19 protein-coding genes and 1 other RNA gene are annotated in these 17075 nt (G+C 66.8%); 9 read left to right on the plus strand and 11 right to left on the minus strand.

What is annotated here, in order from left to right:
* Window positions 1-117: 117 nt before the first annotated feature.
* Window positions 118-891 carry a PAS domain-containing protein gene (locus tag PRL19_RS15265; protein WP_240542432.1) on the plus strand — a complete coding sequence of 258 codons (774 nt, stop codon included), beginning with the start codon at window positions 118-120 and terminating at the stop codon, window positions 889-891.
* Here PRL19_RS15265 and PRL19_RS15270 read toward each other — a convergent pair.
* From PRL19_RS15270 to PRL19_RS15310, 9 genes are all read right to left on the minus strand, one after another.
* Complete coding sequence (locus PRL19_RS15270; protein WP_273743469.1) at window positions 888-1871, minus strand: GNAT family N-acetyltransferase; 984 nt, start codon at window positions 1869-1871, stop codon at window positions 888-890. The genes PRL19_RS15265 and PRL19_RS15270 overlap by 4 nt on opposite strands.
* A 3-nt stretch (window positions 1872-1874) precedes the next feature.
* Complete coding sequence (gene rnd / locus PRL19_RS15275) at window positions 1875-3044, minus strand: ribonuclease D (RefSeq protein ID WP_127899399.1); 1170 nt, start codon at window positions 3042-3044, stop codon at window positions 1875-1877.
* A gap of 111 nt (window positions 3045-3155) precedes the next feature.
* Window positions 3156-3515: a monovalent cation/H(+) antiporter subunit G gene (gene mnhG, locus PRL19_RS15280; protein WP_052715061.1), complete on the minus strand. Its 360-nt coding sequence runs from the start codon at window positions 3513-3515 to the stop codon at window positions 3156-3158.
* A complete protein-coding gene (locus tag PRL19_RS15285) occupies window positions 3512-3802 on the minus strand; it encodes a monovalent cation/H+ antiporter complex subunit F (protein WP_052715060.1) in 291 nt (96 codons plus the stop codon). Before PRL19_RS15285 ends, mnhG begins: the two co-directional genes overlap by 4 nt.
* Before the next feature lie 5 nt (window positions 3803-3807).
* Window positions 3808-4284, minus strand: a complete 477-nt coding sequence (locus PRL19_RS15290) for a Na+/H+ antiporter subunit E (RefSeq protein ID WP_273743470.1) — start codon at window positions 4282-4284, stop codon at window positions 3808-3810.
* Entirely contained in the window at window positions 4281-5780 is a 1500-nt protein-coding gene (locus tag PRL19_RS15295) for a Na+/H+ antiporter subunit D (RefSeq protein ID WP_194885729.1), read from the minus strand. Before PRL19_RS15295 ends, PRL19_RS15290 begins: the two co-directional genes overlap by 4 nt.
* The gene (locus tag PRL19_RS15300; RefSeq protein WP_273744525.1) at window positions 5777-6145 is read right to left on the minus strand and encodes a Na+/H+ antiporter subunit C; all 369 of its coding nucleotides are present in this window, start codon (window positions 6143-6145) and stop codon (window positions 5777-5779) included. The genes PRL19_RS15295 and PRL19_RS15300 overlap by 4 nt, the downstream gene beginning before the upstream one ends.
* A gap of 7 nt (window positions 6146-6152) precedes the next feature.
* Window positions 6153-6569, minus strand: a complete 417-nt coding sequence (locus tag PRL19_RS15305; protein WP_045998858.1) for a Na+/H+ antiporter subunit B — start codon at window positions 6567-6569, stop codon at window positions 6153-6155.
* 1 nt (window position 6570) lies between these two features.
* Window positions 6571-8856 (minus strand): putative monovalent cation/H+ antiporter subunit A, encoded by a 2286-nt coding sequence (locus PRL19_RS15310; protein ID WP_273743471.1) that lies wholly within the window; start codon window positions 8854-8856, stop codon window positions 6571-6573.
* A gap of 392 nt (window positions 8857-9248) precedes the next feature.
* Here PRL19_RS15310 and PRL19_RS15315 point away from each other — a divergent pair, with 392 nt between their 5' ends.
* From PRL19_RS15315 to gndA, 3 genes are all read left to right on the plus strand, one after another.
* Entirely contained in the window at window positions 9249-9791 is a 543-nt protein-coding gene (locus PRL19_RS15315; RefSeq protein ID WP_045998856.1) for a biotin transporter BioY, read from the plus strand.
* A gap of 140 nt (window positions 9792-9931) precedes the next feature.
* A complete protein-coding gene (locus PRL19_RS15320) occupies window positions 9932-10393 on the plus strand; it encodes a PaaI family thioesterase (protein ID WP_045998855.1) in 462 nt (153 codons plus the stop codon).
* Window positions 10394-10430: 37 nt separating this feature from the next.
* Window positions 10431-11831: an NADP-dependent phosphogluconate dehydrogenase gene (gene gndA / locus PRL19_RS15325; protein ID WP_273743472.1), complete on the plus strand. Its 1401-nt coding sequence runs from the start codon at window positions 10431-10433 to the stop codon at window positions 11829-11831.
* Here gndA and PRL19_RS15330 read toward each other — a convergent pair whose 3' ends face one another.
* Window positions 11832-12335, minus strand: coding sequence for a MarR family winged helix-turn-helix transcriptional regulator (locus PRL19_RS15330; RefSeq protein ID WP_273743473.1), 504 nt, complete (start codon window positions 12333-12335; stop codon window positions 11832-11834).
* Window positions 12336-12541: 206 nt separating this feature from the next.
* Here PRL19_RS15330 and ectA point away from each other — a divergent pair, with 206 nt between their 5' ends.
* The 4 genes from ectA to PRL19_RS15350 are packed head-to-tail and all read left to right on the plus strand — an operon-like array spanning window position 12542 to window position 16254.
* Window positions 12542-13090, plus strand: coding sequence for a diaminobutyrate acetyltransferase (gene ectA, locus PRL19_RS15335; RefSeq protein ID WP_420704430.1), 549 nt, complete (start codon window positions 12542-12544; stop codon window positions 13088-13090).
* A 55-nt stretch (window positions 13091-13145) separates the two neighbouring features.
* Window positions 13146-14441 (plus strand): diaminobutyrate--2-oxoglutarate transaminase, encoded by a 1296-nt coding sequence (ectB, locus tag PRL19_RS15340; RefSeq protein ID WP_273743475.1) that lies wholly within the window; start codon window positions 13146-13148, stop codon window positions 14439-14441.
* A gap of 5 nt (window positions 14442-14446) precedes the next feature.
* The gene (locus tag PRL19_RS15345; protein WP_127898845.1) at window positions 14447-14836 is read left to right on the plus strand and encodes an ectoine synthase; all 390 of its coding nucleotides are present in this window, start codon (window positions 14447-14449) and stop codon (window positions 14834-14836) included.
* Window positions 14836-16254 (plus strand): aspartate kinase, encoded by a 1419-nt coding sequence (locus tag PRL19_RS15350; protein ID WP_273743476.1) that lies wholly within the window; start codon window positions 14836-14838, stop codon window positions 16252-16254. Before PRL19_RS15345 ends, PRL19_RS15350 begins: the two co-directional genes overlap by 1 nt.
* Window positions 16255-16312: 58 nt before the next feature.
* On the opposite strand, the gene PRL19_RS15355 is transcribed toward PRL19_RS15350, so the two are convergent.
* Window positions 16313-16585: a PepSY domain-containing protein gene (locus PRL19_RS15355; protein WP_084693624.1), complete on the minus strand. Its 273-nt coding sequence runs from the start codon at window positions 16583-16585 to the stop codon at window positions 16313-16315.
* 57 nt (window positions 16586-16642) lie between these two features.
* On the opposite strand from PRL19_RS15355, the gene ssrA reads away from it, so the two are divergent.
* Window positions 16643-16999: a transfer-messenger RNA gene (gene ssrA / locus PRL19_RS15360) on the plus strand.
* Window positions 17000-17075: the final 76 nt, after the last annotated feature.

Below are 17075 nucleotides of genomic sequence, written 5' to 3' on the forward strand. Positions count from 1 at the left end.
AACCGGAAGGCATCTTAACCATTCGTTCATTAAATGACTCGGCGAGCGGGCGGGGAACGCGCTATTGTCAGGGGTGAGCAGTGACCGGCCGTGGCCGGAGAGAGTAAAGGGTTGACCGTGCCGGACCGGGAAGACGGACCAGACACCAAGCCGGGAATGCCGCCCCAGGACGCCATGGGACGGATCGTGCGCCTGCAGGACTATGAGACCTGCACGCCGGACCGCGTTCTGCGCGAGATGCGCGAATACTGGGACGGCATCCGCAAGGGCCGGGCGATCCCGGCGCGGTCGGATGTCGATCCGCGGGGCATCGCGCGCACGTTGGATTACGCGTTCATCCTGGAACGCATCGCGCCGGGCGCCGGGCGCCTGCGTCTGGCGGGACGGCACCTGATCGACCTGATGGGCATGGAGGTGCGCGGCATGCCCGTCTGCGCCTTCCTGAACACCTCATCGCGGGGGCGGTTCTCGGACGTGCTGGAAAGCGTGTTCAAGGCGCCCCAGATGGCGCGGCTGACGCTGCAGGGCAAGCCCGACTATGGCCGCCCGCAGCTGAACGCCCAGATGCTGCTGCTGCCGCTGCGTTCGGATCTGGGCGACGTCACCCGCGCCCTGGGCTGCCTGGTGGCGGAGGGCGACACCGGCATCGCGCCCCGCCGCTTCGACATCCTGGCGGATGAGGTCATGCCGATCATCGAAGGCGGAACGACGGTCAAGCCCTCGCCCTCGGCCATCGGCTTTGCCGAAGGACGCGCCGATTTCAAGCCGCGCGGGGCCGTGCCGGACAAACCCGCAGCGGAAAAGCCCCTGCGCGGTTTCCCCCAGGCCGAAACCCCCGAGGAACGGCGCGCCCTGTTCCGGGTCATCCAGCCCCGGCAACCCGACGCCTAGCCCAGCAACCCCGGCCGCCAGCGATACAGCGCGGCCGGCGCCGGCGACGCACGCCCAAGGCTCTGCAGCTCCAGATCCTCGCCCCGCCGGAAACCAAGGTTCTTCAGGATCTTGCGCGACGCATCATTGTCGACGAAGGCGCCTGCCAGAACCTCGGGGGGGTCGAACCGCGCCACCAGTTCGGCAAAGACCGCGGCGACCATCTCCTGCCCCAGGCCCTGCCCGGCATGGGCGGGGTCCAGGAAATAGTTCAGGCGCGGCGGTGGGCCTTCGGACAGGCCGACGATGCCGACGACCTGCCCCCTGTATCGGACCGCCAGCCGCAACGGCGGAAGCAGCGCGCCCTGCAGCAACAGCGGCTGGACATCGTCCAGCGTCATGGCAGGGTCATAGCGCAGCAGCATCCGTGCCACGTCGGGCTTGGTCACGATGCGGTGCAGCGCGGGCAGGTCGTCCGGGGTCACCGCGTCGATGCGCAGGCGCGGCGTCGTCAACGCGATCGCGTGGCGCTGCTGGAACGTGTCGCGGTCCAGATGCAGCATCTCGGCCGGAACCTCGGCCCGCAGCGGGCGCGACCGAAGCACCGTCCGGCCACAGGACCGAAACCCCAGCCAAGCCAGAAGGCGCGCTGAACGGTCGTTGCCGATCAGACAATGGGCATGCACCTCGGTCGCGCCGGAGAGGAACAGGCGCGACAGGGCCAGCACGCCCGCGCGCCGGCCGATCCCCTGCCCCTGCCGGTCCGGTGCGATCCAGATGCCAAAGATGCGGCCCGCCTGGACCATGCCGACCAGCCGTCCATCCAGACGGATCGCATGTTCGTCCAACCCCGCGGCCGCGATGAAATCGCGCGCGTCAGCCGTGCCATAGGGCCAGGGCAGCCTGGTCAGCCAGCGCACGACGTCCCAATCGGCCAGGGCTGCCGCGATGTCGTCGGCATCCTCGGGCCAGGGGCGCGTCAGGGCGACCGGCGGGTGCATCGCCTATCCGACCGGCACGACCCGGACCGCGCCGCCCTTGGCCGACAGCGCGATCTCCCCGGCGGCCAGGCGCAAAGCGTCGCGGCCAAAGACCTCGGCCCGCCAGCCCTGCAATGCCGGCAGGTCACGGCTGCCGGTGGCCAGCGCGTCCAGTTCGGACGACGACGCGATCAGCTTTGGCGCGACGCCCGCCGCATCGGCCTTGGCCTTCAGCAGCACGCGCAGCAGATCCGACAGGGCGGCATTGCCGGGCTTGCCGGGCTCCTCGCCCTTGGGCTGCGGCAGGTCCTTGGATTCGATCCCGGCCTTGACCGCGGCCAGGATGCCGTTGGCGATGTCGCCCTTGCGCGCCTCGCGTAGCAGCAGGCGGGACTTGCCCAGATCGGCCTCGGTCAGCGGCTTGGTCGAGGCCAGCTCGATCATCGCGTCATCCTTGTAGACGCGGCTGCGGGGGATGTCGCGGGCCTGGGCATAGCTTTCGCGGAACCGCGCCAATTCGCGCAGGATCGCCAGAAAGCGGGGCGAGTTGGTGCGGGTGCGCACCTTGAGCCAAGCCTCTTCGGGGCGGGTGATATACGTCTCGGGGTCCTCCAGGACCGCGATCTCCTCGGCCAGCCATGCCTCGCGGCCGGTCTTCTTCAGCTCGGCCGACAGGTATTCATAGATCACCCGCAGGTGGGTCACGTCGGCCAGCGCATAGGCGGCCTGCGCATCCGACAGCGGACGGCGCGACCAGTCGGTAAAACGCGATGACTTGTCCAGGTCGGCCCGGGCGATCTTGCGGACCAGCGTCTCGTAGCCGACCTGTTCGCCAAAACCGCAGACCATGGCCGCGACCTGGGTGTCGAACAGCGGCACAGGGAACAGCTGCGCGTCGTGATAGAAGATCTCCAGATCCTGGCGGGCGGCATGGAACACCTTGACCGTCGCCTCGTGGCGGAACAGGTCATAAAGCGGCTCCAGCGACAGCTCCTCGGACAGGGGATCGACCAGGACGGCGTCGCCCCCGCCGGTCTTGGCCGTCGATGCCGGCGGGATCGCCAGCTGGATCAGGCACAACTTGGACCAATAGGTCCGCTCGCGCAGGAACTCCGTGTCGACGGTCACATAGGGGGCAAGCTTTGCGGCCTCGCAGAAACGGGCGAGGTCTTCGGTGCGGGTGATGGTGGGGATGTCCTGGCTCATGCGCTCTTTCAGATCGGGCGGTTCGTCCGCCAATTGGACAGCTTTACGCCCACGGCAGCGCGTTGAAAAGCCCCGTCGCCCGCCGCCGGGGCACAGGTCCTAGTCCGGTGCCTGCTCGCCCGGACGGGCGCGCAGCGCGTCGGCGACGCCGTCCTCGCAGACGGTCCGGTCGACCATCGGCACGCCCGTGCGAAAGGCCGCACGGCCGATCAGATGGGCCGCGACCGGCGCGGTCATCAGCAAGAACAGGATCGCCGCCACCGCCCGCGCGATGACCGTCCCTTCGGCGAACTGCACGGCCACGGCCACCAGGATCAGGCCCGAACCCAGCGTTCCCGCCTTGGTCGAGGCATGCATCCGCGTCAGCAGGTCGGGCAGCCGCAGCACCCCCATCCCCGCCGCGAAACAGAAGATGCCGCCGGACAGCACCAAGATCGCCACGATGATGTCATGCATCATGTCAGTTCCTCCGCCTTGAGCAGGATGCGACGCTCCAGATAGCGCGCTAGGCACACGGTCGCCAGAAAGCCGACCAGTGCCAGCACGACGGCCACGTCCAGAAAGCCCGCGCTGCCCGACAGCAGCGCCGTCAGGCCGCCGAACGAGACCAGCTGCACCGTCATCAGGTCCAGCGCCACGATCCGGTCCGCCAGGCTTGGCCCCCGTACCAGCCGGATCGCGGCCAGCACGACGCCCAGGATCACCAAGGCAAAGCCGAACAGGATTACAAATTCCAGCAGGGTCATGTCGTTCACTCCGTCGCCTCGCGGACCCAGACCTCGAACCGGTCGCGGATCTGCGCGCGGATCGCGTCCGGGTCGTCGCCGAACATTGCGTGGATATACAGCGTGCTGCGGTCCTCAGACACGTCGAGGCTGAGCGTGCCCGGGGTCAGCGAGATGAAGTTGGCCAGCAGCGTGATCTGCAGGTCGGTCGTCACCGTGATGGGCACCGCGATCAGCGCGGGCTGAGACGACTGTCCCGGCGTCAGCACGTCGCGCACGACCGGGATCGAGCTGACCACCAGTTCATAGACAAACATCACGATCAGGCGCGTCCAGTAGTAGAGGCGCCGGAAATAGACCCCGGTTTCGGGAAACAGCGGACGGACCAGCCACATCGCGGCCATGCCGACCAGATAGCCGGTCGTCAGTCCCCCCAGGGTCAGCCCGCCGGTCAACGCGACCCAGGCAAAGGCCAGCACCATGTTGATGGCGAACAGGTTCATGGCTGCACCCCCAGGACGGTCGTGACATAGTCGGTCGGATCAAGCAGCTGCGCGGCCGCCCGTTCGGCGAACAGCACGAAGGATTCCGGGAACAGGCCGATGATGCAGGTCAGCGCGGCCAGCGCGACGATCGGCAGCATCAGCGCCATCCGGTCGCCCATCGGCAGGTCCGACAGGCGCGGCTTGACCCCGTCGGGATGCGCGGGCCAGAAGGCCGAGCCCCAGATCTTGGTCATCGAGAAGATGGTCAGCAGACCGACCGCCAGCGACACCCCGGCCACGAACCACATTTCCAGGTCCAGCGCGGCCTTGACGACCACGTATTTCGCCCAGAAGCCCGACAGCGGCGGAAAGCCCGCCAGCGAGAATGCCGGGATCAGGAACAGGAAGGCCAGCACCGGGGCATGGGCGTAAAGGCCGCCGATGCGTGCCAGATCGGTCGATCCGGCAATGCGCTTGGCCACGCCCGCGACGAAGAACAGGTTCGCCTTCACGATGATATGGTGGACCAGGTAGAACACCGCTCCCATCAGGCCAAGCGGCGTGTATAGCGCCAAGCCCAGGACCATGTAGCCGATCTGGCTGATGATGTGGAACGACAGGATGCGACGGAAGTCGTTCATCGCCGCCGCGCCCAGAACGCCCGTGACCATCGTCACCACCGACGCCCACAGCAGGATCGTGTGCGTGAACCCGACATCCTGGTCGAAGACCAGCGTGAACATCCGGATCAGGGCATAGACGCCCACCTTGGTCAGCAGGCCCGCGAAGATCGCCGACACCGCCACCGGGGGCGTGTGATAGGAGGCGGGCAGCCAGAAGAACAGCGGGAACAGCGCGGCCTTGACGCCGAAGGCCACCATGAACATCACCGCGACGGTGGTCAGCAGGCCGGTATTCTCGACCTCGCGGACGGCCAGGTGCAGGTCGGCCATGTTCAGCGTACCGGTCAGGCCGTACAGCAGACCGGTTCCCGCCAGGAACATGATCGTCGAGACCAGGTTCAGCAGCACGTACTTGATGCCGCCGTCCAGCTGTTCGCGGCTGGCCCCCAGCACCAGCAGGCCGAAGCTGGAGATCAGCATGACCTCGAACCAGACATACAGGTTGAACAGGTCGCCCGTGACGAAGGCCCCGCAGACGCCCATCAGCAGCGTCTGCAGCAGGGCGTGAAAACCAAGCCGTTCCAGCCGTTCGGGGATTTCGGACAGGGTATAGATCACGGTCGCGAGGCCGGTGATGGCGGTGATGACGACCATGACCGCACCCAGCAGGTCGGCCACCAGCGTGATGCCGAAGGGCGCCTGCCAGTTCGACATCTGGGCGGCGACGACGCCCTCCTCCAGCACCTCGGCCATCAGGACGACGCTGGCCAGCAAGAGCGCGACCGTCCCCGCGACAGAGATCCAGCGCCCGGCCGGCGATTTGCGGAACAGATAGGACAGGACCGCCGTCAGCAGCGGGATCAGGATCGGATAGACCAGAAGCCAGCTCATTTCCCGGCCTCCTTGCCCGCATCGACGGGCTCGGCCACGCGCATCTCGTCGCTGTTGACGGTGCCCAGGGTCATGAACGTGCGATAGACCAGCGCCAGGGTGAAGGCCAGCAGGCCGAACCCGATCACGATCGCGGTCAGCACCAGTGCCTGCGGCAGGGCGTTCGCGACGACGCCGGTGGGGGCATATTCGCCCGCATCGATCAGCGGAGGCGCGCCTGGGGTCAGACGGCCGCTGGCAAAGATCAACAGGTTGACCGCGTTCGACAGCAGCGCCAGCCCGAACAGGAAGCGCAGGATGTTGCGGTCCAGCATCAGATAGACCGACGCGGCGACAAGGACGCCGACGGACAGGGCAAGCAGCATTTCCAAATCAGATCTCCTGTTCCAGGGCAAAGACCAGGGTCAGGATTCCGCCGAAGACGGCCATGTAGACTCCGATGTCGAAGACAAGGACGGTGGACAGCGGCACATAGCTGTCGCCGTCGCGAAACAGGAACAGCCACTGTCCGGTGAAGAAGGGCTGACCCGCGAAGGCCGCGCCGATGCCCCCCAGGGCCGCGACGCCCAGGCCCGCCATCGCCAGGTTCGACGGATCGATGCGCAGCGCGGCCTGCGCCTCCTCGACCGAGGTGGCGATGGTATAGAGAATGAACGCCGTGGCCCCGATCAGCCCGCCGATGAAGCCGCCGCCGGGCAGGTTGTGCCCGCGCAGCAGCGCATAGACCGAGAACATCAGCAGCAGGGCCGCCAGCAGGCGCGTGGTGGTGGTCAGGATCAGCGACTGCATCTCAGCTCTCCTCCTCGGGCTTGCGGCGGGTGGCACCGCGCAGCAGGGCGAACGCGGCGATGGCGGCGATGGCCACGACGGTGATCTCTCCGAACGTATCCAGGGCGCGGAAGTCGACCAGGATGACGTTGACGATGTTGCGGCCATGCGCCTCGGGATAGGACGCGGCCTCGAAGAAGAACGTCAGGCGGCGGTCGAAATCGGTCGCCATCACGGACATCAGCAGGAAGGTCGTGACAAGGCCCGCGCCCCCCGCGATGACCGCGTGTCCGGTGCGGAACCGGGTCTTGGACCGGCGCGGCAGATAGGGCAGGCGCAGCATGACGACGCTGACCAGCACGACGACCAGCACCTCGACCAGCAGCTGGGTGATGGCCACGTCGGGGGCGCTGAACATGATGAAGATCAGCGACACGCCGATGCCCGACGCGCCCATCCCGGCGATGGCCGTCATGCGGCTGTGTGTCCAGACGGTCAGGATCGCGCCCGCCACGATCAGGCCCAGCACCGTCCATTGGATCGGGTGCACGCCCTCGGCCGACAGGCCCGGCACGCCCTGGAACGCGCCCTTGATCAGATACGAGCCGCCGACCATCACGACGAAGGTCGCGAACATCACGGCCATATAGCGCTGCAGGCTGCCGGTCTGGATCAGGTTGGTCTGCCAGGCGGCGAAGGCCTTGAACCCGTCCAGCAGACGGTCCCAGCCCGCGTCGAAGTCGATCGGGCTGCGCGCCTCGAACGCGGCCAGGCGGTCGCGGATCGCCTGATGGCGGCGATAGACCAGCCAGCCCGCCAGGAAGGTCAGCAGCGACAGGATCAGCGCCATGTTGATGCCGCCCCACAGGTACAGGTGGACCTCGCGGACCTCTCCGAAGACGGCATGGGTGGCAGGGCCGACCAGATAGTGGCCCAGCACGCCCGGCAGCAGGCCGAAGATCAGCGACAGTGCGCCAAGGACCAGCGGACCCGCCAGCATCGCCCACGGCCCCTCATGTGGAGTGGTGGGGGTCGGGCGCAGATCGCCGCGGAACGGCTTGAGCGCGACGATGCCGCCGACGGCAAACATCAGGACCGATGCCGCGAAGGCCATCGCGGTCACCCAGAACGCGCCGAACCCGTCCAGCCCCAGGCCGGCCTTGTACATGAATTCCTTGCCGATAAAGCCGATCATCGGCGGAATGCCCGCCATGCTAATCGCGGCCAGCGCGGCGGCAAGCCCGGTCAGCGGCATCGCCTTGGACAGGCCGCCCAGGACGCCCGCATCGCGCGTGCCGGTGGCATGATCGACGATGCCGATCATCAGGAACAGCGCCGCCTTGTAGAGCGAGTGCACCACCAGGAACAGCATTGCCGCGACGATGGCGTAATGCGTGCCCGCGCCGATGAACATGGTCAGCGTGCCCAGCGCCATCAGCGTCGTATAGGCCAGCACCTGCTTGATGTCGGTCTGGCGCAGCGCCATGACCGAGGCGAAGACCGCCGTGACCCCGCCGAACAGCGTCAGGATCCAGAACCACGCATCCGTCCCGCCCAGCGCGGGGTTCATGCGCGCCATCAGGAAAACGCCCGCCTTCACCATCGTGGCCGAATGCAGATAGGCCGATACGGGCGTAGGGGCCGCCATCGCGTTGGGCAGCCAGAAGTGGAACGGCACCTGCGCCGATTTCGTGAACGCGCCCGCCAGGAACAGCAGCAGGATGCCCAGGTACCAGGGATGCGCGCGGATCATGTCGCCCATCGTCACGATCTGCGACAGCTGCGACGTGCCCGCGACCGTGCCCAGCACGATCAGGCCGGCCAGCAGGATCAGGCCCCCCGTCCCCGTCACCAGCAGCGCCTGCAGCGCGGACCTGCGCGACGCCGCGCTGTCGGCGTTGAAGCCGATCAGCAGATAGGACGCGATGGTCGTGATCTCCCAGAACACGAACAGCATGATCAGGTTGTCGGCCAGGACCAGGCCCAGCATGCCGACCATGAACATCAGCAGATAGCTGACGAAACGCGGATAATCCGGGTGATCGCCCAGATAGCGCGCCGAATACAGCGTGACCGCCGCGCCGATCCCGGTGATCAGCAGGGCGAATGTCATCGACAGCCCGTCCAGAAGGACCGACAGCTGCACCCCCAGCGAGGGCACCCAGTCAAAGCCATAGACCTGCGGGCCTTGTGCGATTTCCGGCAGCAGTCCCAGGAAGTACAGGAACAGGATCGTCGGGAACGCGATCGAGATCCAGCCCGCAGGCCCTCCCATGACGCGGTCCACCGATGGATAGTCGTCAGCCATGTCTCGAACCCTTGTCGCGGCATGCAATTGGCGGATGGCTTAGCACCCTTGGTCGGCGGAAAACAGTCGCTTGGGGCGGCTAAATCGGCGCTGACGACCGAAAATTGCGCATCGGGGCACGGTGGCCGCCCTTACGTGCGCGCGCGCCCTGTAAATAGGTATCGGGTTTCCGGCCGCATCCGTCCGGTGACCCCTGCGGTCGCCGGATTGCGACATTTTGGCGCAGCGTTTCAAGCATCGAAAATGCCGCGCCGACAGGGCCTTGCGGCCGCATGTCCGGCGCCTGTCATCTGAAGGCTTGTGCGCGCCCCCCCGTTTGGGGTCTGATGCGCGGCAACCGGGGCGCAGCAGGCTGCCCTCGATTCGCGACATCTCGATGAAAGGGACATCCCATGCTGCTCGCACGCGACCGCATCGCCGAACAAAGCCTTGGCGCCAAGATCGGACTGACCCTGGCCGCCGCCGCGCTGATCGCGCTTGGCGCCAAGGTGCAGGTGCCGTTCTGGCCGGTGCCGATGACGCTGCAGACGCTGGCTGTGCTGGTCATCGCCGCCGGTCTGGGGCCGCGCCTCGGCCTGGCCGCGATGGGGGCCTACATGGCGGCGGGACTGGCGGGGCTGCCGGTCTTTGCCGGTTCGCCGGAACGCGGGCTGGGCCTGGCCTATCTTGCGGGCCCGACCACCGGCTTTCTGATCGGCATGGCCCTGTCCATGATCGTGACCGGCGCGCTGGCGCAGGGCCGCGGCCTGGGCATGCGGGCGGTAGCGATGCTGGCCGGGACCGTGGCGATCTATGTGCCCGGCCTGATCTGGCTGTCGGCCTTCGTGCCGGCCGACCGGCTGCTGGCCGTGGGCGTCGCACCCTTCATCCTGGGCGACATGGTCAAGATCGCCCTGGGCGCGCTGGCCCTGCAGGCGGTCACCCGCCGCGGTTGAACCAGACCGCCGAATGACCGCGACGGGGCCCCATGCGGGCCCCGTTTCGCATGGTGACCCCGCGTCCGCCCCGCCATCGGGGCTTTTCCCCTGCCCCGCCCGCGCCCAGACTGCGCCCAAGCCAGCAGGAGGAGCAGCGCTTGACCCCCACCACCCTGACACCCGACACCATCGCCCGCATCGAGGACAGCTTTCGCGACCAGGGCCTGATGCGCCATCTTGGTGCCGAGATCGCCGCCATTCGCCCTGCCGAGGTCACGCTGCGCCTTCCCTTCCGGCCGGAACTGACCCAGCAGATGGGATATTTTCATGCCGGTGCGACCACGGCCTTGGCCGACAGCGCCGGGGGCTATGCCGCGCTGACGCTGTTCGCCCAGGGCGACGACGTGCTGACCACCGAATTCAAGCTGAACCTGCTGAACCCCGCGCAGGGCGACTGGCTGGAGGCCATCGGCCGGGTCGTCAAGGCGGGCCGGACGCTGACCGTGTGCCAGCTGGACGTCCATGCGGTCCACGGATCCGCGCGGACCCATGTCGCGACCGGGCTGCAGACGCTGATCTGCGTCCGGGGCCGCGCCCCCGTGACACCGCCCGGCCGTTAGCGTAAACCGCGATCAAACTATCCGCAGGAGGACGGCGATGGCGCAGGCAGAAATCGGGCTGATCGGGCTTGGGACGATGGGGGCCGCCTTGGCCCTGAACATCGCCGAGAAGGGCTTTCCCATCGCCGTGTGGAACCGCACGACCGAGGTCACGCACCGCTTTGCTGCCCAGGCCGGCGATCTGGCCCCCCGCGTGATCCCCACGGATTCCCTGCGGGCGCTGGTCCAGGCCATCACGCCGCCGCGCGCGATCATCCTGATGGTCCCGGCGGGACAGGCGGTCGACGATCAGCTGCAGGCGCTGGCGCCGCTGCTTGACGCCGACGATCTGGTGATCGACGCGGGCAATGCGGATTTTCACGACACCAACCGCCGCGCCGCGGCCGGCCTGCCCTTCCGGTTCCTGGGCATGGGCGTGTCCGGCGGAGAGGAGGGCGCACGCCACGGCCCCGCGATCATGGGCGGCGGCGACGCCGCGGACTGGGACCGCGTGGCGCATGTGATGACCGCCATTTCCGCCAAGGCCGATGACGGCACCCCCTGTGCCGCACGGATGGGCGACGCGGGCGCGGGGCATTTCGTCAAGATGGTCCACAACGGCATCGAATATGCCGACATGCAGATGATCGCCGAGGCCTATGGCCTGATGCGCGACGGGCTGACGCTAGAGGCCCCGGCGATCTCCGACATCTTCGCCGACTGGAACCGCGGCACGCTGTCCAGCTATCTGATCGAGATCTCGGCCAAGGTCACCGCGGCGCGGGACCCGCATACCGGGGCCGCGATGCCCGACGTGATCCTGGACCGCGCCGGCCAGAAGGGCACCGGCCGTTGGACCGCCATCGAGGCGCAGCACCTGTCCGCGCCCATCCCGGTGATCGAGGCTGCGGTGATGGCCCGCAACGTCAGCGCACGCCTGGACGAACGGCAGGCGGGCCAGGCCCGCTTCGGGGCCGCCCCCGGCGCGGTCGACCTGACGCCCGACGATCTGGAACAGGCGCTGATCGCGGGCAAGATCCTGTGCTACGCCCAAGGCTTCACGATGATCGCAGGCGCCTCGGAACGGTTCGGCTGGACGCTGGACCTGCCGGAGATCGCACGTGTCTGGCGGGCGGGGTGCATCATCCGGTCGACCATGCTGAATGACATGGCCGACGCGCTGGCGGACGATCCGGCCCGCAACCTGATCATGGCGCCGTTCTTCGCCGACCTGATCGAAGGCGCCCTGCCGGGTCTGCGCCGGGTGGTGTCGCAGGGGATCGCCGCGGGCCACGCCCTGCCCGCCCTGGCATCCGGGCTGATGTGGTTTGACATGATGCGCACCGCGCGCGGCACAGCGAACATGATCCAGGCGCAGCGCGACTTCTTCGGTGCCCACGGGTTCCAGCGGTTGGACGGGATCGACGATCCGCACGGCCCCTGGGGCAGCGCGACCTGATCAGCCGCGCGGGCGGCTGATGTCGCCCAGGGTCAGCAGCGGCGATGCATCGATGCCTTGCGCGTTCAGCATCGCCGCGACGCGTTCCAGCGATGCGACCAGCATCGCCTGTTCCCAATCCTGCAGGGCCTGGAAACCGGTCACGAAATGCTGCTGCAGCGCGTCTGGCGCATTGCGCAGCGCGTCCAGCCCGGCATCCGTCAGGATCACGTGCAGCTGTCTGCGGTCGGTGCTGGAGCGCTGACGCTGCGTCAGGCCCAGCTTGTTCAGCTGATCGACCAGCGCCGTCACGGTCGCCTGGCTGACGCCCATCTGGGTCGACAGCTGGGTCGGCATGGCGGACCGCGTCTCGGTTCCGGCAAGGATCTGCAGGACGCGCAGCTTGGCAGGGGTCAGCTTGGCGGCCTGGGCAAGGTCGCGTTCATAATGTTCGGTGGCGCGCAGGATCCGCCGCAGCGCGATCAGCGCGGCGTCGGTACGCGGAATTGCGGGCGGCTGGCTCATGCCCTCCTGTATGCCATCAGCGCGCGGAACAGGGCAATATGGCATGCTTTCGGAACCTGATATTTCGGCAGGCGAACCTAGCGGTCACGCGGCCGTGTCCAAATATCACGCCAGCGTAAGGTCTTAGACGAAATCCCGCGTATTTTCCACGCCAAGGTTGCAACCAAGACGCATTTTGACTAGTTAGAGGGACGAAGCAATTGAGGATCCGCCGCCCCATGCCCAAAGACGTGCAAGAACTCGAACGCCCCCGCCAACTGACGCTGCGCAAGCCCGACCCGACCGACGGCGCCGCCATCTGGGAGCTGGTCCGGGCCTGCAAGCCGCTGGACGAGAATTCGATGTATTGCAATCTGGTGCAGGCCGAGCATTTCCGCGACACCTGTGTCGTGGCCCTGCTGGACGACCAGATCGTGGGCTGGATCTCGGGGCACATGATCCCGAACGAGGACGCGCTTTTCGTGTGGCAGGTAGCTGTCGGACCGGATGCGCGCGGTCTGGGATTGGCCCGCAAGATGCTGACGCATCTGGTGGAACGCGACGAATGCGCCGATGCGCAGCGGCTGAACACGACGATCACCCGCGACAACGACGCGTCATGGGCGCTGTTCCGCAGCTTTGCCCGCCAGCAGGGCGGGCGGCTGACCGACGATCCTCACTATACCCGCCACGATCATTTCGACGGACGGCACGCGACCGAGCATATGGTCACGATCACCCTGCCCCGTCACGCCGATCAGGCCCGCGCCGCCTGATCCCTTTGCCCGTCGAAGCATTCAGACTGACGCACATGATGCGAAAGGACTTCCCATGCCCAAAGACATGACCGCCACCATGCCCGGAACCGCCATCTTCGAACGCCGCGAAAGCGCGGCCCGATCCTATTGCCGTGGGATTCCCACCGTCTTCACCAAGGCCAGCGGCTCGGTGATGACCGGGGCGGACGGACGCGACTACATCGACTTTCTGGCCGGTTGCTCGTCGTTGAACTATGGCCACAATGATCCGGACATGAAGTCCGCGCTGATCGACCACATCGCGGGTGACGGGATCGCCCATGGCCTGGATCTGCACACCACGACCAAGGCTGCGTTCCTTGACGCCTTCGAACGTCACATCCTGACGCCGCGCGGCATGGATCATCGCGTGATGTTCACCGGCCCCACCGGTGCCAACGCGGTCGAGGCGGCGATGAAGATCGCCCGCAAGTCGACCGGCCGTACCAATGTCGTGGCATTCACCAACGGCTTTCATGGCGTGACGATGGGCGCGCTTGCCGCGACCGGCAACGGATACCACCGCGGCGGCGCCGGGATGGAGACGCAGGGCGTGACCCGCGTGCCGTTCGACGGCTATGCCGACGGGCTGGACAGCGCGGCCTTGCTGGACCAGATGCTGTCGGACAATTCGGGCGGCATCGACGCCCCTGCCGCCATCATGCTGGAGGCCGTGCAGGGCGAAGGCGGCCTGAACGCCGCGTCCGCCGAATTCGTACGCACCATCGCGGACATTGCAAAGCGCCACGGCGCGCTGCTGATCATGGACGACATCCAGGCCGGCTGTGGCCGCACCGGCAAGTTCTTCTCGTTCGAGGAGATGGGCGTGATGCCCGACCTGGTGCCGCTGGCAAAATCGATCTCGGGCTTTGGCCTGCCGCTGGCGATGGTGCTGGTGCGCCCGGAACATGACGTCTTCGGTCCGGCCGAACACAACGGCACGTTCCGCGGCAACACCCATGCCTTCGTGACCGCCCGCGTGGCGATCGAGAAGTTCTGGTCCGACGACGCGTTCGAGGCCGACCTGGCGCGGCGCGCCGACCTGATCCAGACCCGGCTGACCGAACTGGCCGAACTGGTGCCCGGCGCCTATCTGAAGGGTCGCGGCCTGATGCGCGGCGTCGACGTCGGATCGGGCGATCTGGCGGCCGCCATCTGCAAGCGCGCCTTCGACGGCGGGCTGATCATCGAGACATCGGGCAACGAGGATCAGGTCGTCAAGGTCCTGGCCCCGCTGACCACCCCCGACACGCTGCTGTCGCGCGGCTTCGACATCCTGCTGGATGCCGCCCGCGACGTCCTTGCCACCACCAAGATTGCTGCGGAGTAATTCACATGATCGTACGTGATTTCAACAAACTGAAGGACACCGACCGTTCGGTGTCAGACGCGCAATGGAATTCGGTCCGAATGCTGCTGGCCGATGACGGGATGGGCTTTTCATTCCACATCACCACGCTGCAGGCCGGGTCGGAGCACCAGTTCCACTACAAGCACCATTTCGAAAGCGTGTTCTGCATGCAGGGCAAGGGCTCGATCACCGATCTGGGCACCGGAGAGACGCATGAGATCACGCCGGGCGTGATGTATGCGCTGAACCTGCATGACAAGCACATCCTGCGGGCCGAGGAGACGCTGGTCATGGCCTGCTGCTTCAACCCGCCCGTCACCGGGACCGAGGTGCATCAGGAGGACGGCAGCTACGCCCCTGCCGAGACCGCGTGATGGGTCATACGGTCGAGAAGATCGGCGGCACCTCGATGTCGCGCGTGCACGAGCTGCGCGACACGGTGCTGATCGCCGACCGCGACGCGCCCTATGGCCGGATCTTCGTGGTGTCGGCCTTTGGCGGCATCACGAACCTGCTTCTGGAACACAAGAAGTCTGGAGAGTCGGGCGTCTACGCAGCCTTCGCGTCGGGCGACGGCGATCACGGCTGGCTGGCCGCGCTGGACCGTGCCAGCGACGCGATGATCGAGGCGCATCGGGCGGTTCTGGATCATCCCGGTGATCTGGAACGTGCCGATGCCTTTGTCCGCGACCGGCTGGTCGGGGCGCGCAACTGCCTGATCGACCTGCAGCGCCTGTGCTCCTATGGCCATTTCCGGCTGGAGGAACACATGCTGCACACGCGTGAACTGCTGTCGGGACTGGGAGAGGCGCATTCCGCCTTCGTCACCACCCTGATGCTGCAGCGCGTGGGCATCCAGGCACGGTTCGTCGACCTGTCGGGATGGCGCGACACGGAACAGGTCACGCTGGAGGAACGCATCACCGGCGCGATGGCCGGCGTCGATCCCACGACCGAAATGCCCATCGTCACCGGCTATGCCCAGTGCACCGAGGGGCTGATGCGCGAATTCGACCGCGGCTATTCCGAGGTGACGTTTTCAAGGCTGGCGGCACTAACCGGCGCGCGAGAGGCGATCATCCACAAGGAGTTCCACCTGTCCTCGGCCGACCCGAACCTGGTCGGGGCGGATGCGGTGCGCAAGCTGGGCCGCACGAACTATGACGTGGCCGACCAGCTGTCGAACCTGGGGATGGAGGCGATCCACCCCAAGGCCGCCAAGACCCTGCGCCAGTCCGGCGTCCCGCTGCGCGTGACCAACGCGTTCGAGCCGCACGATCCCGGCACGCTGATCGACGACCAGCCCGCCCCCACCCCGGCGGTGGAGATCGTGACAGGCCTGAACGTCTTTGCGCTTGAACTGTTCGAACAGGACATGGTCGGCGCCAAGGGCTATGATGCGTTCATCCTGGAGGTGCTGACCCGCCACCGCGTGCGCATCGTCAGCAAGGTGTCCAACGCCAACACGATCACGCATTACGTCGACAGCAGCCTCAAGGTGCTGCGCCGCGTGGAGAAGGACCTGGTCGAACGCTATCCCTCGGCACAGGTGTCGTCACGGGCGGTGGCCATGGCCTCGGCCGTGGGCCGCGACCTGGAGGGCCTGGCAGTGCTCAGCCGCGGTCTGAACGCGCTGGCGGCCGCGGGGCTGGAGGCGATCGGGGCGACGCAGGGACCGCGGCCGGTGGACGTGCAGTTCATCCTGGAACGCACGGCGCTGGCGCCCGGCATCAAGGCCCTGCATGGCGCGCTGATCGAACAGACTGCGCAACCCTTGGCCAAGGTGGCCTGAGGCACAAAACGAAACGGGCGGCCGCAAGGGCCGCCCGTTCGCATTCTGGATGGCGCAATCAGCGCGCCATCGCTTCGCCGGTCGTCGGATCGACACGCATCTCGACCTCGCGGTTGTCCTGGGTGCGGTATTCGACCTCGTAATAGCCGTCGTCGTCCCACTGAATATCCTCGATATAGCCCAGCTCTGCGGACAGGTCCGTCTCCATCTTGGCGACGATCTCGGACAGGGCCATCGCATCGGCCGGCGGGGCACCGCGCATGGCCTCCTGCGCCATCAGCGCGGTGGGCGACAGGATCAGGGCGGCGGCGGTCAGGGTGCGGAAGGTCATCGTTCTCTCCGGTTGTGGGTCTGCGGTCAAACCCGCACCCAAGGCCCGTGGTTCCGACCCCTTGCCGCATCCGTGCCGATGACCTATATCGGTGCTGTCGGAAGCAATTCCGACTATGGACATAAACGCGCTCGTAATAAGCGGATCGGACCCGGGGGCGGTACCCGGCGGCTCCACCAAACAACCCTTCATTGGGGGCGAATGGGGCCGAAACAGGATCGACGAACGTCTAAAGGGGTTATGCTTTGTCTCGGTGAGCTACTACCGTTATCGGTGCAAAACGTACAGTTGCCAATGACAACCGTGCTCCGGTCGCGCTGGCTGCGTAAGCAGTCCGCAAGATCGAAACCTAAGCCCTTGCGCCTAGCAGCGTAAGGCGGGGCCCGCAGGAGCCTGGCAACAGAATCCTGCACCTTATACCCCCTGATATTTTTGAACCGTCTTGTCCGGCATTCAGCGTTCCTTAACGCGCGAGGTCTATTGTTGCGCT

The organism is Paracoccus marcusii (assembly GCF_028621715.1).
Taxonomy (GTDB): Bacteria; Pseudomonadota; Alphaproteobacteria; order Rhodobacterales; family Rhodobacteraceae; genus Paracoccus; species Paracoccus marcusii.